General features: G+C 68.1%; 15 protein-coding genes. 6 read left to right on the top strand and 9 right to left on the bottom strand.

The genetic code is table 11. From position 1 onward, the window contains the following. The first annotated feature begins 71 nt into the window (after window positions 1-71). Entirely contained in the window at window positions 72-665 is a 594-nt protein-coding gene (locus FFS52_RS19820; RefSeq protein WP_137810693.1) for a DUF402 domain-containing protein, read from the top strand. 1 nt (window position 666) lies between these two features. On the opposite strand, the gene FFS52_RS19815 is transcribed toward FFS52_RS19820, so the two are convergent. The 4 genes from FFS52_RS19815 to FFS52_RS19800 all read right to left on the bottom strand — a co-directional run bounded on the left by FFS52_RS19815 (window position 667) and on the right by FFS52_RS19800 (window position 4,370). Next, window positions 667-1,137 (bottom strand): hypothetical protein, encoded by a 471-nt coding sequence (locus tag FFS52_RS19815; RefSeq protein WP_137810692.1) that lies wholly within the window; start codon window positions 1,135-1,137, stop codon window positions 667-669. 137 nt (window positions 1,138-1,274) lie between these two features. Next, window positions 1,275-2,171 carry a dephospho-CoA kinase gene (gene coaE / locus FFS52_RS19810; RefSeq protein ID WP_137810691.1) on the bottom strand — a complete coding sequence of 299 codons (897 nt, stop codon included), beginning with the start codon at window positions 2,169-2,171 and terminating at the stop codon, window positions 1,275-1,277. A gap of 128 nt (window positions 2,172-2,299) precedes the next feature. Then, a complete protein-coding gene (gene aztD / locus FFS52_RS19805; RefSeq protein WP_068972475.1) occupies window positions 2,300-3,532 on the bottom strand; it encodes a zinc metallochaperone AztD in 1,233 nt (410 codons plus the stop codon). 91 nt (window positions 3,533-3,623) lie between these two features. After that, window positions 3,624-4,370 (bottom strand): TetR/AcrR family transcriptional regulator, encoded by a 747-nt coding sequence (locus tag FFS52_RS19800; RefSeq protein ID WP_171011684.1) that lies wholly within the window; start codon window positions 4,368-4,370, stop codon window positions 3,624-3,626. 369 nt (window positions 4,371-4,739) lie between these two features. Between FFS52_RS19800 and FFS52_RS19795 the strand changes: the two genes are divergently transcribed. Together FFS52_RS19795 and FFS52_RS19790 are read left to right on the top strand one after the other, a co-directional pair. Further along, complete coding sequence (locus FFS52_RS19795; protein ID WP_343212998.1) at window positions 4,740-6,200, top strand: DEAD/DEAH box helicase; 1,461 nt, start codon at window positions 4,740-4,742, stop codon at window positions 6,198-6,200. Next, window positions 6,197-6,796 (top strand): SWIM zinc finger family protein, encoded by a 600-nt coding sequence (locus tag FFS52_RS19790; protein WP_137810689.1) that lies wholly within the window; start codon window positions 6,197-6,199, stop codon window positions 6,794-6,796. Before FFS52_RS19795 ends, FFS52_RS19790 begins: the two co-directional genes overlap by 4 nt. A gap of 79 nt (window positions 6,797-6,875) precedes the next feature. Here the strand turns inward: FFS52_RS19790 and rpsA are convergent, their stop codons facing one another. Then, a complete protein-coding gene (rpsA, locus tag FFS52_RS19785; RefSeq protein ID WP_058251851.1) occupies window positions 6,876-8,354 on the bottom strand; it encodes a 30S ribosomal protein S1 in 1,479 nt (492 codons plus the stop codon). A 225-nt stretch (window positions 8,355-8,579) separates the two neighbouring features. On the opposite strand from rpsA, the gene FFS52_RS19780 reads away from it, so the two are divergent. Both FFS52_RS19780 and FFS52_RS19775 read left to right on the top strand, forming a co-directional pair. Then, complete coding sequence (locus tag FFS52_RS19780; protein WP_137810688.1) at window positions 8,580-9,158, top strand: 2'-5' RNA ligase family protein; 579 nt, start codon at window positions 8,580-8,582, stop codon at window positions 9,156-9,158. Between the two features lie 353 nt (window positions 9,159-9,511). Next, entirely contained in the window at window positions 9,512-10,609 is a 1,098-nt protein-coding gene (locus FFS52_RS19775) for a class I SAM-dependent methyltransferase (RefSeq protein ID WP_065632389.1), read from the top strand. Here FFS52_RS19775 and FFS52_RS19770 read toward each other — a convergent pair. Continuing rightward, the gene (locus FFS52_RS19770) at window positions 10,559-13,573 is read right to left on the bottom strand and encodes a BTAD domain-containing putative transcriptional regulator (RefSeq protein WP_238994901.1); all 3,015 of its coding nucleotides are present in this window, start codon (window positions 13,571-13,573) and stop codon (window positions 10,559-10,561) included. The genes FFS52_RS19775 and FFS52_RS19770 overlap by 51 nt on opposite strands. Window positions 13,574-13,590: 17 nt before the next feature. Here FFS52_RS19770 and FFS52_RS19765 point away from each other — a divergent pair, with 17 nt between their 5' ends. Beyond that, on the top strand, window positions 13,591-14,454 hold the full coding sequence (locus tag FFS52_RS19765) for a class I SAM-dependent methyltransferase (RefSeq protein ID WP_068971358.1): 864 nt from the start codon (window positions 13,591-13,593) through the stop codon (window positions 14,452-14,454). 6 nt (window positions 14,455-14,460) lie between these two features. On the opposite strand, the gene FFS52_RS19760 is transcribed toward FFS52_RS19765, so the two are convergent. Genes FFS52_RS19760 through FFS52_RS19750 form a run of 3 tightly spaced genes read right to left on the bottom strand, consistent with a single transcriptional unit; the run spans window position 14,461 to window position 17,127 of the window. Next, window positions 14,461-15,267, bottom strand: coding sequence for an amino acid ABC transporter ATP-binding protein (locus FFS52_RS19760; RefSeq protein WP_272498183.1), 807 nt, complete (start codon window positions 15,265-15,267; stop codon window positions 14,461-14,463). Continuing rightward, on the bottom strand, window positions 15,264-16,226 hold the full coding sequence (locus FFS52_RS19755; protein ID WP_137810687.1) for an amino acid ABC transporter permease: 963 nt from the start codon (window positions 16,224-16,226) through the stop codon (window positions 15,264-15,266). The genes FFS52_RS19760 and FFS52_RS19755 overlap by 4 nt, the downstream gene beginning before the upstream one ends. Before the next feature lies 1 nt (window position 16,227). Beyond that, window positions 16,228-17,127, bottom strand: a complete 900-nt coding sequence (locus FFS52_RS19750; RefSeq protein ID WP_137810686.1) for an ABC transporter substrate-binding protein — start codon at window positions 17,125-17,127, stop codon at window positions 16,228-16,230. Window positions 17,128-17,375 lie beyond the last annotated feature (248 nt).

Genomic DNA, 17,375 nt, shown 5'->3' with positions numbered 1-17,375 from the left:
CGGTCGGACGCATCGGTGAGAACTCGGGCTTTCACCCTGAGATCGTCGGTGAGGCTGGCTAGATTCAAAGCATGACGAGCGATGGCGGGCGCACCGCCGACCCCGGGTCAGCACCGCACCCGCTACACCCGCCCAAACGCGAGGTCTTCGACGTCCCGGCGATGACGAACACCGACAACAAGGGATTCGTCCGGGAGGTCGAGGAGTATCGCGTCACCGACTTCGGGCTGTACATGTCGCGCCACGCTCCCGGGCACCCCAGATTCGACCACCTGGAGTCATGGCTGCTACCCGCTTTGGGGTTGCGCGCCAACATCTTCCACTACCAAGGCGGCTACCGCGAAGGGCAGCGCCTGTACCTGGATGTCGGCCGGTTCGCCGGCCCCGACGACGACGGCCGGTGGCATGCCGAGGACTGGTACCTCGATCTCGTCGACGTGCCGGGCACCCCTCCCCTGCTGCTCGACACCGACGAGCTGCTCGAGGCCCACCGTGAGGGACTTCTCGACACCGCGCAGTGCGTCGAAGCCGTCGAGATCGCCACGCGTGCACTAGTCGGCGCGGCGGAACACGGCAACGACATACAGGCCTGGCTCGACGCCGCGGCGGGTGGTGCGGTGGCCTTTCGCGACCACGACCACCGCCGCCACGGCGAGGCCCGGTAGATCAGTACGTCGGCAGCACGAAGCAGGATCCGTTTCGGATGAAGTCCGGGAGCTGGACGCCGGTGCCCACCGTGACCGCCCTCGACTTCTCGACTCCGTCGAGGGTCGCCTTCAGCAGGTAGCGGCCCGGGGTCGACGGTCGCCAGTTGGGCCGGATCTCGACACTCGTGGGCTTCTGGTCGTAGATCGTGACCGTGCGCCCGGCGCCCACCAGCGTGACCTTCAGGTTCGACTTCGCCGAACGCGGATCGCTGACGAGTACCGACAGTGTGTAGGAACATCCCGCGCCGTACACTCCGTAGTTGAACGAGCCGTTGGCCGACGAGCCGTAACCCGGAAGAGTGTCCACCGCGATGCCCTGCAACGCCGCCTCCGCCGGCGCGGCCAGCGCCACGCTTGCGCACGCAACTGCACCGAAAGTTATTGCGCCACTGGCAATCCGCGCGCGACTCCGACTTCCCCGACCGACCATGCTGTGCTCCACTCCTGGGCTTCGTCCTCAGCGACCACCCCCACCGCGGGGGCGTGCGACTCACAAGTTAGCAGCGGACGGGGCAGCATGTGCCGATTTTGGTAACGTTTGTAGTCAGTTTTTGGGCCAACCGCCGGTCAGCGTGTGACGACCCGCACCGTGGCCGGCCGCCCCGGGTCACAGGACCCGTACTGATCCGGTCCGGCCGGTGCGAATCCACCGTCGGCGAGACGATCCGCCAAGCCCTCCGCGGCGCCGGCGTCACGTGCGGTCACCCGCAACTCGACCGTCGCCGGGTTGACGATGTCGACCGCGGTGGCCAGTTCGCCGGCGAGCGCCCACAATCGGTTCACCAGACGCGCGGACGGACCATTGGGATTCGGTTCTGCTGCCACGAGTCCGGGCACCGACTCGGCGACGCGACGCTCGCGGACGTTCAACTCGAGCGGCACGAGGCGCTCGTCCCAGACCCGGGCGGCCGATGCCGCCAGTTCCTCGGGGGCGCCCGAGTTGTCCAGCCATACGTCGGCCACGGCACGACGCTGCTCGTCGGTCGCCTGTGCGGCGATGCGGGCACGGGCATCGGCCTCGGCGACACCCCGCATGGTCGTCAGCCGGTGCAACCGCACGTCGGCCTCGGCGAACACGATCACGACCAGATGGAAGAACGGCGCCGTGTGGTTCTCGACCAGCAGCGGGATGTCCTGCACCACAATTGCGTCGGCCGGTGCGGCGTCGAGCATGGCCTGTGTCCGCGCCCCGATGAGCGGGTGGGTGATGCCGTTGAGCGTCAGCCGCGACTCGTCGTCGACGAAGGCCTTCGCCGCGAGAGCCGGACGATCGAGATTCCCGTCGGCGGCCAGGATGTCCGGACCGAACGCCTCGACGAGCGCAGCCAGACCCTCGGATCCCGGCTCGACCACCTCCCGGGCGACCTTGTCCGCGTCGATGATGTACGCGCCCCGCTCGACGAACGTCTTTGCCACAGTCGATTTGCCGGCCCCGATGCCACCGGTCAGCCCAAGCCTGATCACGCCCACCAGTGTGACAAATTCCGTCTGCGACACGTAGGAAGGGCCCCGCCGAACACGAGAGACCCCGTCTCGCGCGATGACCCTCAGCGGGTCACGACGTCGAGACGAGGTCTCCTCGGGTTGATGGATCAGCCGGTGACGGCCGCCAGTTCGATGGTCTCGTGCGGCAGGTCCGCCTCGCCGACCTTCTCGTTCTTGTTCAGATCGACGGCGACGATCTTCTTGGCCGCCGGGTCGCTGACGTAGGCGATGCCCTCCTGCACCACGACGTTCGGCATCGGGGACTGCCACTCGTCGGGTTCGGTCCACGCGCCGATGGCGGGGATCGTGGCGGTCTTGGCCGCCGTGTCGGCGTCGAAGACGTGTAGGGCACCGTCGGTTCCCAGGATCACGGCGGACCCGCCGGGACCGCGCTCGATGGACCGGAAGCTGTAGGAGGTGCCGAGGTCGACGAGCCGGAGCTGACCGGTGCGGGTGTCGGTGAGCGAGAACCGGGTCGGCCGTTCGAGTTCGGCGTCCGGATCGGACTTGTAGTCGCCGAGGATGATCGGAGACTCCTCGCTGCCGGCCTGGTTGCCGATGCGGCCGTACTCGTCGGGGCTCTCGACCTTGCGGATGTCGTTCCCGTTCACGATGAGCAGTCCGTCCTCGCAACCGAAAGCGAGGACTCCGTCGGCGCCGGCGGCCTCACCGTGCACGCCCGGGCACTGGTCGTTGCGCACGATCTCCTTGCGCTCGGGGTCGAGAATTGCAATCCCGCTGCGCGAGTCCTCGTTTCCGACGGTGACGACGACCGTGCCGTCCTCACGGAACACCGCGACCCCGTGGTGCGGCTCGGGAAGTGTGAACGAGGTCGACGCCGGGTTCCCGCGCAGGAGCTCGGCGGGCTCGACGATGTCGACCTGGCCCGTGCCGTCGGTGAACAGGGCGATCCGGGAGTCGTGTGGCACAACGTGTCCCGGCTCTTCACCGCCGAACGTCATGTCGGTGAGGGCCGGTGTCGTCGTGTAGTAGTGACCATGGTCGCCGTGTTGACGCGTCCAGGTACCCATGTCGAGAACCCGGAACCCGTCCGACTCCGAGACGAACACGTTGCGGCCGTTGTCGGCGCTGTTGAGCCGGATGAAGCCGTCGATCGGGAGGTCGGCGACCTGTTCCAACGACTCTGCGTCGAGGACCAGGATGCCGCCGTCGTAGCTGAGCGCGAGGCGCGGCGTGGCGCTCTGCTGCTCGACGGCCGCGGCCGAGCTGGAGGCGGGCGCGGATTCGCTCGAATCCTCGCTCCCGCAGGCGACGAGCGCGAACGACGCGGCGGTGAGAAACGCGAGAGAGCGGGTCAGTTTTGTCCGTTGTGCAAACACCCGAACAGTGAACATGGATATGAAAATCATTGTCAACAACGCATGGGATGGTGGTGGCCCGCAACAGCCGCTCCTCACGAACACCCCGGCATCAGGACAGCAACGGCCGCAACCCGTCGAGCACGCGGGCGAGTCCGAATTCGAAGGCGTCGTCGGGGGCGCCGGGCGCCTGATGGATCTCTCCGACCGCACTGCCGACCCGATCCGACAGGGGGTACGCACCATCGGGGATGACCGCCGCGAGTTCAGGACCGACGATCTCCCACCATCGCGCGTCGCTCATCCCGGACTCCTCGGCGGCCGTCCGCTCCCCGACCGCCTCGCGGGCGTTGCCGGCCACGAAGGCACCGAGCAGTGCGATGATGTGGTCTCGCTGCACATCCGAGATGTCGGTCGACTCGAGCAATTCGAGCTGCCGCTCGTACCGGGCCAGACGGTGCGGGCCCAGCACCTGGCGCCACGGCGAGGCCGCCAGCAGCCATGGGTGGTCGAGACACTCGGCACGCAGTGCGCGCGCGACTTCCGCCAGGGACTCGACGACGGTCGGCGCCGGCCCGGGCATCGGAGTCCGTGCCGTCACGTGATCGATCATGAGCGCCACCAGCACATCACGCGTCGGCACATAGGTGTACAGACTCATCGGCCCGACGCCCAGTTCGGCGGCCAGGGCGCGCATCGAGACCGCAGCGAGCCCGCGCTCGTCCGCGAGGTCGATCGCCGCCGTCACGATGTCGTCGACCGATACCCGCTGCCGCGGCCCCCGCCGCGGGCCGACGTCTCCGGCCTCGGCTCGCCAGAGCAGTCGGACCAGCGTGCGTGCATCATCTGAGGTCGACACTATGACGCCTTTCCCGTACGGTGTACCGAGTAACAACTCCGTACACCGTACCAAGAGGAGTGTCCGCTGCCCACTCAGGCCACGTATCTGCCGGACCTGCATCAGTTCGCGCTCTGGTCTTCCCACCAGTCCGACGCCGGGAACCTATCGGACAGCTGCCGCCTCGCGGTCCCTGACGGCCGCGACCTCGTCGTTCGCGACGTCCGATGCGAACTCGTCGACCCCCCGGCGCTCCTGGCCGCGTGCGACCAGGGTGATCCGAGCCGAGTCGCGGAGTCGGTCGAAGCGTGGCGACGCACACTCGCCGGCGACTCCGCGACACCGCTGCCGCTCGCCGCACACGCCGAGATCGATCCCACCGGGACGGCGATGACGACTGCGGACTTCGCCCGTACAGCGCTGCTGGAGTGTCTCGCCGCCGAGGACATACTGCGAGACACTGTGCGAGCCCATCTGCGGCCGTATCAGATTCGCGGTGTCGCCTGGCTGGCCCGGACCGCGGAGGTCACCGGCGGTGCCGTGCTGGCCGACGAGATGGGACTGGGCAAGACCGTCCAGGCGATCGGACTGCTGACGCTTCGGGCGAACGAGGGACCACAGCTGGTCGTCTGCCCGACCAGCCTCGTGACCAATTGGAGTCACGAGGTGGCCCGCTTCGCGCCCGATCTGAACGTGTACACCGGCCCCCTCGAGCATGCGCCGGACGGGCCCGCTTCGATCACCGTGATCTCCTACGCGAGATTGCGACTGAGCATCGCCGATGTCCGTCGATTCGACTGGGCCACAGCCGTGTTCGACGAGGCGCAGGCCCTGAAGAACCCGCGCACCCAGGTGTCGCGCGCGGCGCGCACCGTCGGCGCCCGGGCTCACGTCGCGTTGACCGGCACTCCCATCGAGAACAGTCTCGACGACCTCTGGGCGATTCTCCGGGTCGTCGCGCCCGCACTGTTTCCTCACCGGGCGGTGTTCCGGCGGCGCTTCACCAAAGCCGTCGACGACGGCGACGCCGGCGCGCTGCGACGACTTCGGGTGGCGGTCGCGCCGGTGATGTTGGCGCGCACCAAGTCCCGCGTGGCGTCGGCGCTGCCGCCGAAGATCGCCAATCCGGTGCTCGTCGATCTGACCGACGAACAGGCGCAGCTCTACGACGCTCACCTCGCGCGCGTGGAAGACACCGGCTTCGGCGACGGATTCGAACGACACGGACGGATTCTCGCCACACTCACCCGGCTCAAGCAGATCTGCAACCATCCCGGCCTCGTCACCGGCGACACCCGGGTGCTCGCGGGACGCTCGGGCAAGCTCGACGTGTGCACAGAGATCCTCGGTGACAACCTGCGTACCGGCTCCCCCACGCTCGTCTTCACCCAGTACCGGGAAACCGGTGAACTGCTCGTCCGGCACTTCGCCGAACAACTGGCGGTCGACGCACCGTTCTTCCACGGCGGTCTCTCGGCGAGCCGTCGCGACGAACTCGTCGCCGCCTTCCAGTCGGGCGATGGCCCCGGGCTGATGGTCATGAGCCTCAAAGCCGGCGGCGTCGGACTCACCCTCACGCGCGCCTGCGACGTCATCCACTTCGACCGCTGGTGGAACCCGGCGGTCGAGGCCCAGGCGTCCGACCGCGTGCACCGAATCGGCCAGGAACGTCCCGTCACGATCACCACCCTCACCTCGGCCACATCCCTCGAAGAGCACATCGATCGCCTGCACCGGCGCAAGTCCGCGCTCGGCGCGCACGCGGACGACACGTCCGCTCTCACCGAGCTGACCGGCCTCGACGACGAGCGGTTGATGGACATCCTGCGGCGTCACCGGGAGGCGCGATGACCAGCACTCCTGCCGAATTCGGGTTCACCCGCTGGGGCGCCGAGATCGTCCGGCTCGCCGAGCCGATCTCGGCGCGTGGCCCCAACGCCTCGGCGCCACGAGCCCGCAGTGTCGCCCGCAACGGCGGCGTCACGCTCACCGTCGACGGACGTTCGGTCAGCGGTCTGGTGCAGCGTGGCGGCGAGGCGTCGATGGCACACCTCGAGTTCGATGCCATGTCCCCGGCCACCGCGACGACGCTGCGGGAGGTGCTCGGCGAGTCCACCGAACCGACCGACGACATGCATCGTCGCCTCATCGAAGCGGCGTCGTGGTCGTCACCGGTTCTCGAGGTCGCCGACTGCTCCTGCCGCGCCCGCGGCGACCGGTGCCTGCACATCCTCGCCACGCTTTACGCCCTCGCCGCGGCCGTCGATCGAGAGCCCTCGCTGGCCCTCCGCCTACGCGACTTCGAGGCACGGCTCAGCGGAGTTGCCGGTGGCGCGGAACACCCGGATGGACCACCGAGCCGGATGCCGCTGCGGTGGGCGGCTCTGACGACCTTCGACGCCCGCGATTATTGGAGTGCGGGGCGTCGGACCGGGCCGCCCGACTGACCGCCGAGTGTGAGAACGAGAGAAGCCCTCCCGGTTTTCCCGGGAGGGCTTCTTCATGGTGCTCGGTGAGCGAGGCGTGTCAGGCGTTGCCCGACAGCTTCTCACGCAGTGCGGCGAGCTGCTCGTCGCTGGCCAGCGAACCGCCGGCCGACGATCCGCCGGTCGAGCTGCTGCTCGACGACGATCCGCCGCGGCTCTCCGACGCCGACGAGTAGTCGGTCGGGGCGTTGGCGGCCTCTGCGGCAGCAGCGGCGAACTTCTCCATCTGGGCGGTGTGCATCTTGTGGCGACGCTCGGCCTCGGCGTACCGGGCCTCCCATGCCTCACGCTGCTTCTCGAAGCCTTCGAGCCACTCGTTGGTCTCGGCGTCGAAGCCCTCGGGGAAGATGTAGTTGCCCTGCTCGTCGTAGCTGTCGGCCATGCCGTACTTCGAGGGGTCGAACTCCTCGGTGTAGTCCTCGTTGGCCTGCTTCAGGCTCAGCGAGATCCGACGACGCTCCAGGTCGATGTCGATGACCTTGACCATCGCGTCGTCACCGACGGCGACGACCTGATCCGGCACCTCGACGTGGCGCTCGGCCAGCTCGGAGATGTGGACCAGACCCTCGATGCCCTCGTCGACCCGGACGAACGCACCGAACGGCACCAGCTTGGTGACCTTGCCCGGCACGATCTGGCCGATGGCGTGGGTGCGGGCGAACTGGCGCCAGGGATCTTCCTGAGTTGCCTTGAGCGACAGCGACACACGCTCGCGGTCCAGATCGACGTCGAGGACCTCGACGGTGACCTCGTCGCCGACGGCGACGACCTCGGACGGGTGATCGATGTGCTTCCAGGACAGCTCCGAGACGTGAACCAGACCGTCGACGCCGCCGAGATCGACGAACGCACCGAAGTTGACGATCGAGGACACGACGCCCTTGCGGACCTGGCCCTTCTGCAGCTGGTGCAGGAACTCGCTGCGGACCTCGGACTGGGTCTGCTCGAGCCATGCGCGACGCGACAGGACCACGTTGTTGCGGTTCTTGTCGAGTTCGATGATCTTGGCCTCGATCTCCTTGCCGATGTACGGCTGCAGATCGCGGACGCGGCGCATCTCCACGAGCGATGCCGGGAGGAAGCCGCGCAGGCCGATGTCCAGGATCAGGCCGCCCTTGACGACCTCGATGACGGTGCCCTTGACGGCCTCGTCCTTCTCCTTGAGCTCCTCGATGGTGCCCCAAGCCCGCTCGTACTGCGCACGCTTCTTGGAGAGGATCAGACGGCCTTCTTTGTCCTCCTTGGTGAGGACCAGGGCTTCGACCTCGTCACCGACGTTGACGACCTCATTGGGGTCGACGTCGTGCTTGATCGACAGTTCGCGAGAAGGGATGACGCCTTCGGTCTTGTAACCGATGTCGAGCAGAACCTCGTCCCGATCGACCTTGACGATGGTGCCTTCCACGATGTCGCCATCGTTGAAGTACTTGATCGTGGAGTCGATGGCGGCGAGAAAGTCCTCGGCAGTGCCGATGTCATTGACGGCTACTTGCGGCGAGGTGATCGTGGGGGACGACATATGTTGAGTTGCTCCGGACAGGTGTGTAGTAGGTACGATTCTGCAAAGCTCTGTTGATCGACACCACCTGGACCGGCCTGTCACCGGTCAGGGCAGGTGCGAACCGCGCGTCATCGGGCACACGCGCGTGTAGAAGCCTACTCCAGCGGCATTGTGCTGGGCAAATGGCTCGTCGCACGAGGCCGCCAGGACGTGCGGCCCGGCGGAAAATGAGACGATCCCCACGTGGCGCACTCACTCGAACTCCTCCTCGACGACTCGTCCGACCAGCAGGTTCGGGCCGAATGGGACGCCCTCGCCGCAGCCGGACTCCCCCATCAGGGTCGCGTCGCGTCGCCGACGAATCGGCCACACGTGACGCTGGTGGCCGCGTCCCGGATCGACGGGAACGCCGATGCGGCACTGGCCGCGGTCGCCATGCGTCTGCCGGTGGGCATGCGGCTCGGCGCTCCGATCGTCTTCGGCGGTGGCCGACGATCCACGCTCGCGCGGCTCGTGGTGCCGTCGAGCGAACTACTGTCGGTCCACGCCCAGGTCTCGCGGCTGTCCGCCGAGTTCGTCGACCCCGAGCCGGCCGACACGGCGACAGCCTCGACCGATGGTCGCCGAATGCCGTTCGCGCACACCACTCCCGGGCAGTGGACCCCGCACGTCACCCTCGCGCGGCGGATGGACGCCGAACAGCTCGTCCGCGCCTTCGACATCCTCGACATACGCGCCGAGATCGTCGGCGAGTTCACCGCACTGCGACGCTGGGACCCAGATGCGGGAACCGACGTCGTGCTCGCGGGGCGGGCCTGCTGATCGCGCTGCGGAGTCAGACGGAGGAGCCGCCGTTCCCCCGTCGGCCCGGCAACGCGCCGAGTAGCCGACGAAGCCGGGAGTCCGGACGGAACCGCGGGCAGGACCGCTCGCCGCAGAGCGCGCAATCCGTACCCGTCCGGTAGTGCTCGTGAGCCGATCGGTCGTGACCGCATCGGCAAGTCTGGTCGCCCACGGCGCTCAGGTTACCCAAGCAGGGTCTTCGGACCCGGGGTCGTCGAAGGTTGTGACCCACGTCGTCGCCACGGCGACGAGCGCGTCCCACCGGCACCGGGTGAAGAACTCCGAGATCACGATGAGAGTGACTTGAGAGCCCACGGCCCGATGATCTGGGCATGACCGAAACACTGAGATCCTCCACCGACCGACCAGCACCGAGCGCCGACGAGTTCGCCGAACGACTCTTCGGTTCGACGCTCGCCACCGCCGAGACCATGAGCGTGTACCTCGGCGAGCGCCTCGGGTGGTACCGATGCCTGGCCGAATCGGGACCCCTCACCGCCGACGGGTTGGCCGAACGAACCGACACCAACGCACGCTATGCCCGGGAATGGCTGGAGATGCAGAGCGCCTTCGGCATTCTCGACGCGGACCTGACCACCCGGCCGCACACCTTCGCGATCTCGCCGGGCGTCGCCGAGGTACTCACCGACACCACCAGCCTGTCGTACCTCGGCGCCCTCCCCCGCATGTTCGCAGCGTCGGCACGCCATCTGCCGGAGTTGCTCGATGCCTACCGGAACGGTGGGGGCGTGAGCTGGGAAACCCTGGGCGCCGACGCGCGAGAGTGCCAGGCCGATCTCAACCGGCCCTGGTTCGACGCACGCCTCGCGCCCGCGCTGGCGGGTGTCGAAGCCCTGCACGAGCGGTTGTCCCGGCCCGGGGCGCGGATCGCCGACGTCGGGTTCGGAGCGGGCCACTCGACCATCGCACTCGCGCGGGCCTACCCGGAGGCCACCTTCATCGGGCTCGACGTCGACGAGGCGTCGGTACGGATGGCCCGTGCGCATGCCGAGGCGGCGGGTGTCACCGACCGCGTGACGTTCCTCGTCGCCGACGGCGACGAGGCCGCGGCGCACGGCCCGTTCGACGCCGCCTTCGCGTTCGAGTGCCTACACGACATGCCGCGGCCGGTCGAGGTCCTCGCCGCGGTCCGGCGCGCACTGGCGCCCGGAGCTTCGCTGATCGTCATGGACGAAGCCGTATCCGACGAGTTCGACGGTCCCGCAGACGATCTCGACAAGATCATGTACGGGTTCTCGTTGCTGGTGTGTCTGCCGGACTCGATGAGTTCACCACCGTCCGCGGCCACCGGCACGGTGTTCCGACCGTCGACGCTGCGTCGGTACGCGCACGACGCGGGTTACGCGGGCGTGACGGTCCTACCCATCGAGGACTTCAGCTTCTTCCGCTTCTACGAGCTGACGACCTGACCCCGCCGGTGCGCGCCCGGCCCGCAACGAGGTGACGGCGACGTCGACGACATCGGACGGAGCCGTGGCGGCACCGGTCGCGACGAGATCGTCCGTCACCGCCTCGCCCAGCGCGGCTCGGATTCGATTCTCGACGGAACCAAGTCGCCCGACGTCGTTCCCGAACGGATCGGACCCGGCCACCTCGTGTGCTCGCCGGGTGGCACCGAGGATCAGAGCGGCCTGTTCGCACCGCCCGAGATCGACCAGGACGTCGATCACCGAGCGCAGGGTCACCCACTGATTCGTCCAGTTTCCCGCTTGCCGAAAATGCTCGAGCACCTCCACGTACGACCGGGCGGCGGCGTCGGTTGCGCCGGAACGGGCCTCGATCGACGCCCGCGACGCCATCGCCACCCCGAGCAGATACCGGTCACCGTGCCGGCGCGCGGACTCGATGGCACCCTCGAGGAGTTGCCGCGCCCGCCCGGGATCGGCGTCGAGCAGACACTCGCCGGACACGTAGCGACACCAGGCCGCGACAACGTCTTCACCCGCTGTGGCACAGGCGATCTCGAGGGACCGCGCAGCCGGGTACGCGTCCTCGCCGCGGTAGGCGCGGATGAGCAGTGCACTGATGTCGGCCATGTGCGCCGCCCCCGGCATCCCGGCCGCCAGTGCGAGTTCGCGGAACGTCCGCGCGTCGTCGAGCGCAGTGTCGAGATCCCCCTGAAACAGGCCGATGTCCACGAGCATCATGTGGAGGTAGACGCGGACCGACGGGTCTGGGCCGGCGTCGAGGCCCCGGCGCGTGCACCGCCGCGCGGTCGGCAGGTCGCCATCGAAGCGGGCACCGCCGGCCGACACCGCCCACACCGCGGACCCGAGCGACGAGTCGTCGTGACGGTCGATGAGCATCCGCGCCCATGCGGTGACCTCCGGACTCATGGTCAGTTCGAGGAAGGGGATCGACCCCTGCAGGATCGTGTCGGCGAGAGCGGGATCGTGAACACTCGCATGGTCGATCGCCTGCCGCACGTCATCGAGCCGTTCATCGATCAGGCGCGCGGCGTCGAGGTGTCCGCGACCGTAGACCTCGCACCCCAACGGACCGAGCCAATCCGCGACCCACGCGGTGTGCGCACACCGCGCACCGTCGAGGGCGTCCCGACTCGCCAGTGCATCGATACCGAAGGCACGCAACGTCTCCAAGAGGAGGTAGCCCCCCGGATCGACCGACACCATGCACGCGTCGACCAGTTCGGCCATCGCATCGGCCACGTCTTCGCGGTCCAGCACTCCCGTCGCCGCGGCCAGGAACTCCGCATCGTCGAGTCCGAACCGGGAGGGGAAGATGCTGAGGACGTCGAACAGACCACGCGCCGAGTCGCTCAGCAGTCCATAGGACCAGTCGACGAGTGCGTGCAGGCTCCGGTGCCGGGGCGCGATCCCGCGCGGACCGCGCAGGACCCGGAAACGCCAGTGCAGTCGGTCGACGAGCACTGCCGGCGGTATCGCGCGCGCCTTCGTCGCCGCGAGCTCGACGCCGAGCGGCAGGCCGTCGAGCCGTCGGCAGATCTCCGCGATCGCCGGCGCCGTTGCTTCGTTCAGCTCGAAGCGTGGATCGCGTGCCCGGGCACGGACACAGAACAGCCGGACGGCATCCGACGACTCGATGGCGGCGGGCGCCGCATCCACGTCCGGCACCGGAAGTGGATCAAGGGAGATGATCTGTTCGGCGGCAATTCCCAGCGGCACCCGCGAGGTCGCGAGCACCGTGACATCTGGGCACCGATCCTGCAGCGCGACAACGAGTTCGACCGCTGCCTCGAGGACGTGCTCACAATTGTCGAGCACGAGCAGTCCGCGTCGACCGGTCAGCGCGCCGGTGAGTGCGTCCAGGGCCGCGACATCGCGACGCATCGACAGGCCCGTCGCCGAAGCCACCAGGTGCACCACCGCGTCGCGGCTCGCGACCGCTGCCAGTTCGGCGAACCAGACGGGACGGTCACTCGCCGACCGGACATGGTGCCGGACAAGCGCCGTCTTGCCGACACCACCGGGGCCGAGGACCGTGAAGACCCCGCGTCCCCGCACGGTTGCCGTCAGGCCCGTCAGGTCGGCATCCCGGCCTATCAGCTGGCCCGAATCATGGCTCGCCGCGCCGATTTCGGTATGTGGTACCGCGCCTGTTCCGGCCGGCCGCCGATCCCCGCGGACGCGGCGCGGCGGCGGGGCCCCGTCGAGGATGCGGGCATGCAGTTCGCGGACCGACGGGGCCGGGTCCGTGCCGAGGTCCTCCGCGAGGCGTCGATGCAACCGTTGGTAGGCATCGAGCGCCTCGGCCGCGCGATCCGTCCGCCACAACGCCGCCATGACCCTGAGGTGGAGCCCCTCGCGATAGGGATGATCATCGGCGAAGGGCAGCAACCGGACATAGGCGTCTTCCGGACGGCCGAGGGTGACCAGGGCATCGGCAGCTGTCTCCGCGGCCAGGACACGCCGTTCGAGGAGCGCCCCGACCTCCGGCTGCGCCCAGGCACAGTCGGCGAACTCGCCGTATGGCGTTCCATGCCACAGACTCTCGGCCTGGTCGAGCAGATCGACAGCCAGCTGGGGCTCCACATCCACGACGGCGACGGCCCGTGCCACGGTGTCGTCGAAGAGCAGTGCGTCGACATCGGTCCGATCGACGAGGAGCGTGTACCCGGGCGCGGTCGTGACGACTCGCAGACGGCCGTCGACCTGACGTCGCCGCAAGGTGGTTCGTAGTCGGAAGACGAGGTTGTGCAGGGCCGACTCCGGGGTGGCCGGCGGCGCGTCGGCCCACAGGATGTCGGTCAGCCAGTCCACATCGGCCACCGCATTCGCGCGCAATGCCAGGGCGGCGAGCAGACAGCGGAGGCGAGGGGTGCCGAACTGCGGTCGGGACACACCCGCGTCATCCGGTGTGTCCACCGGACCCAGCAGAGTGAGACAGACCATGGCCTTATCATCGCAGGATGTCCCCCAACCAGGCGGAATCCGAACAAACCACATCGAACGGCCCGGGGTCGAGCCGTCCCCCGAGGATCCTCGGCGAGGTCGACTCCGCGACCAGTGACCGTGCCAGCCGGTGGTGGTGGGATCACGACGCGGAGAACTATCACGTCGAGCACGGCGACTTCCTCGGTGCCCATGCCGCGGGCGGAGATTTCGTGTGGTGTCCGGAGGGTCTACGCGAGGCCGATGTTCGGCTCCTGGGGGACATCGAGGACCAGGACATCCTCGAGATCGGCTGCGGTTCGGCGCCCTGCGCCCGATGGCTGGCCGCGCACGGCGCGCGCGCAGTCGGCGTCGACCTGTCGCGGCGGATGCTGGGCATCGGACTCGACGCGATGGCGGCGGAAGGCGTGCGTGTCCCGCTCGTCCAGGCGACCGCCGAGACCCTGCCCTTCGCGTCCGCGTCGTTCGACGCCGCGTGTTCGGCCTTCGGCGCTGTACCGTTCGTCGCCGACTCGGCCGGCGTGATGAGCGAGGTCGCACGGGTCCTGAAACCCGGGGGGCGTTGGGTTTTCGCCGTCAACCACCCGATGCGCTGGATGTTCCTCGACGATCCCGGGCCGGAGGGCCTGACCGTACGGATCCCCTATTTCAACCGCACGCCGTACACCGAGACCGATGCCGACGGAACGTTGACCTACGTCGAGCACCACCGCACCATCGGTGACCGTGTTCGCGAACTCCGGGCCGCCGGGTTCGTTCTCGACGACATCATCGAACCCGAGTGGCCGGACGGTTTCGACCGCACCTGGGGGCAATGGAGCCCGTTGCGCGGCAGCTACTTCCCGGGAACAGCCATCTTCTGCAGCCACAAGCCCGACTAGCGGCGCTCACAGCAGCTTCGACAAGAACTCCCGGGTGCGCTGTTCTCTCGGATCGGCGAGGACCTGACGAGGGTTCCCCTTCTCCACGACGACGCCGCCGTCCATGAACACGAGCTGGTCGGCGACCTCCCGGGCAAAACCCATCTCGTGCGTGACGACCAGCATGGTCATGCCCGACGCAGCCAGCTCACGCATCACCTTCAGTACATCGCCGACGAGTTCGGGGTCGAGCGCCGAGGTGGGTTCGTCGAACAACATGAGTTTGGGGTCCATCGCGAGCGCACGCGCGATGGCGACACGCTGCTGCTGGCCACCCGACAGCTGGGCCGGATAGGCGTCGGCCCGGTCGGACAGGCCGACCCGGTCCAGCAGGTAGCGGGCTTTGTCGACCGCCTCCGAACGCGACTGACGCTTCACCTGCATCGGCGCCTCGATCACGTTCTCGAGGGCCGTGCGGTGCGGGAACAGATTGAAATGCTGGAACACCATGCCGATGTCGCGTCGCTGGGTCGCCGCGTCCTTGGCACTCATCTCGTGGAGCTTGCCGTTGCGTTCCCGGTAGCCGATCAGATCACCGTCGACGTAGAGCCGGCCGGCGTTGACGACTTCGAGGTGGTTCACACAGCGGAGAAACGTGGACTTCCCCGATCCCGACGGACCGATGAGACACAGCACCTCGCCGCGCGCCACCTCCAGCGAGATCCCCTTGAGGACCTGGACCGAACCGAAGCTCTTGCAGACCCGGTCGGCCACCACCATCGGCGGCGGCGATCCGCCGGCGGCCGGTGCGGCCGTGTCTTCTGCGGGACTCATGCCTTCTCTCCCCCTGCCGGCCCGGCGGCGCCGCCGGGCGCCGTGGCCGCGCCGTCGGCCATCGTCTTGAGTTGCCGCGCCGTGAGCTGCCGGGTCGCGCCCTTCGCGTAGTAGCGCTCCACGTAGTACTGGCCCACCATCAGGACACTGGTGATGACGAGGTACCACGTGGACGCGACGAGAAGCAGCGGGATCGGCTCGAAGATCACGCCCGAGATGTCCCGCTGTCGTCCGTAGAGGTCGAGGGTGAGCGGCACCGCCGCCACCAGGCTCGTGGTCTTGAGCATGCTGATCAGCTCGTTGCCGGTGGGCGGGATGATCACCCGCATGGCCTGGGGCAGCACCGTTCGTCGCATGGTCTGCGCCCACGACATACCCAGTGCCACCGACGCCTCGGTCTGCCCCTCACCGACCGAGGACACACCCGCGCGGACGATCTCGGCCATGTACGCGGCCTCGTTCAGGCCGAGTCCGATGACCGCGAAGAGGAACGCGGCGTTGAGCGTCTGGATGTCGAGCGACACGAACTGGTGCACGAACGGTATGCCGAGGTCGATCTGCTTGTAGATCGCCGGGAACAGGCCCCAGAAGACCAGCTGCACATACACGGGGGTGCCGCGGAAGATCCACAGATACACCCAAGATGTGCCGCGCAACACCGGGTTCGGGCTCAACCGCATGATCGCGAGGACGACGCCGAGCACGATGGCGATGGTCATCGACAGCAGGGTCAAAGCGAGCGTGTAACCGACCCCCGACAGGATTCGCGAGTCGAAGAGATAGTTGCCGTACGTGCCCCAGCTGTAGGCCTCGTTGGTGGCGGCACCGTAGACGAACAGTGCGCCCAACACGATGATGGTCACCGCCGCGACCCACTGTCCGGGACGACGGAGCGGAACCGCCTCGATCGGTTCGGGTTCGCCCGGCGGTGACGCGGCGGTGCTGTGCGGTGACGTCATGTCAGCTCACCGCGCCGTTGATGACGGAGACATCGATCATGCCCTCCTCGAGGCCCCAGTTGGCCGCGATCTCTTCGTACTGTCCGTTGTCCATCAGGTACTGCACGGCCCGCTGCAGTGCGGGCGCGAGCGGTGAGCCCTTCCGCACCGGCCACCCGTACGGCGCGGAGTCGAAGACCCCGCCGGCGGGCTTCAGACGGTCGTCGGTGCGTTTGATCGCGTAGGCCGTGACCGGCGAGTCGGCCGACATCGCGTCCACCCGACCCAGGATCAGTGCGTTGACGGCCTCGTCCTGGCTGTCGAACCGGACCTTGTCGATCGCCGGTTTGCCCGCAGCGACGCACGCCGCGCTCTTGGCGGGAACCTCGTCGGTGTCCTCGTAGGTGGTGGTCTGCACCGCGACCCGGAGGCCGCAGGCGTTGTCGGGGTCGATCTCGTCGTCGTTGTCGCTTGCCTGCGCCCACTGCACGCCCGCGCTGTAGTAGGTCACGAAGTCGACCTGCTTCTCGCGCTCGAGGGTGTCGGTGAACGACGACATCCCCAGCTGGTAGGTCCCGGCCTGCACCGAGGGGATGATGGTGTCGAACTGGGACTCCTTGTAATCAGGAACGAGTCCGAGCACCTTGCCGACGGCGTTCATCAGGTCGACGTCGTAGCCGATGATCTTTCCCGATGCGTCCTTGAACTCATTCGGCTGGTACGGGATGTTGACCCCGACGATCAGGCGTCCGGTGCGCGCGATCTCCGGTGGGACCAGCGCGGCGATCTCCGGCACCGTCGCGACGTCGACGTCGATCGGCACGACCTGACCGGCGCGCTCCCGCGCCTCGTTGTCCACGCATCCGGTCACGACGACCAAGACGGCGACCAGGACGCCGAGCCAACAAGCCACCCGCGTCACACCACTACCCTTCGTCCGGCCGATCGCACCAACTCACTGTAGTTCGCCCGCCGCGCCCCGGCTCGCCACCCACCGTTCACGCGTGTAGCGAGCGCCTCACCACCTGCTCCCTGAGGAGCGGCCGGAGCTTGCGGAGGGACTGTCGTGAGAACGGTGTAAGTGGCCTTACCGCCCTCGGTGTGTCGGGGGCAGGAAGGTCGCATCATGACCGACACTCTGGTGGCTGTGGAGCCATCTGATGAACACGA

It is taken from the genome of Gordonia sp. ALPHA1B1 (genome assembly GCF_005502615.1).
In the GTDB taxonomy this organism is placed as follows: domain Bacteria; phylum Actinomycetota; class Actinomycetes; order Mycobacteriales; family Mycobacteriaceae; genus Gordonia; species Gordonia hongkongensis.
The sequence above is the reverse complement of the archived record's forward strand: the minus strand, read 5'-3'. Positions and strand labels throughout refer to the sequence as shown.

Coding starts and splice junctions, on each gene's coding strand:
- FFS52_RS19820 (WP_137810693.1), top strand. CDS start 72: ATGACGAGCGATGGCGGGCGCACCGCCGACCCCGGGTCAGCACCGCAC.
- FFS52_RS19815 (WP_137810692.1), bottom strand. CDS start 1,137: ATGGTCGGTCGGGGAAGTCGGAGTCGCGCGCGGATTGCCAGTGGCGCA.
- FFS52_RS19795 (WP_343212998.1), top strand. CDS start 4,740: ATGACGACTGCGGACTTCGCCCGTACAGCGCTGCTGGAGTGTCTCGCC.
- FFS52_RS19790 (WP_137810689.1), top strand. CDS start 6,197: ATGACCAGCACTCCTGCCGAATTCGGGTTCACCCGCTGGGGCGCCGAG.
- rpsA (WP_058251851.1), bottom strand. CDS start 8,354: ATGTCGTCCCCCACGATCACCTCGCCGCAAGTAGCCGTCAATGACATC.
- FFS52_RS19775 (WP_065632389.1), top strand. CDS start 9,512: ATGACCGAAACACTGAGATCCTCCACCGACCGACCAGCACCGAGCGCC.
- FFS52_RS19770 (WP_238994901.1), bottom strand. CDS start 13,573: ATGGTCTGTCTCACTCTGCTGGGTCCGGTGGACACACCGGATGACGCG.
- FFS52_RS19765 (WP_068971358.1), top strand. CDS start 13,591: ATGTCCCCCAACCAGGCGGAATCCGAACAAACCACATCGAACGGCCCG.
- FFS52_RS19760 (WP_272498183.1), bottom strand. CDS start 15,267: ATGAGTCCCGCAGAAGACACGGCCGCACCGGCCGCCGGCGGATCGCCG.
- FFS52_RS19755 (WP_137810687.1), bottom strand. CDS start 16,226: ATGACGTCACCGCACAGCACCGCCGCGTCACCGCCGGGCGAACCCGAA.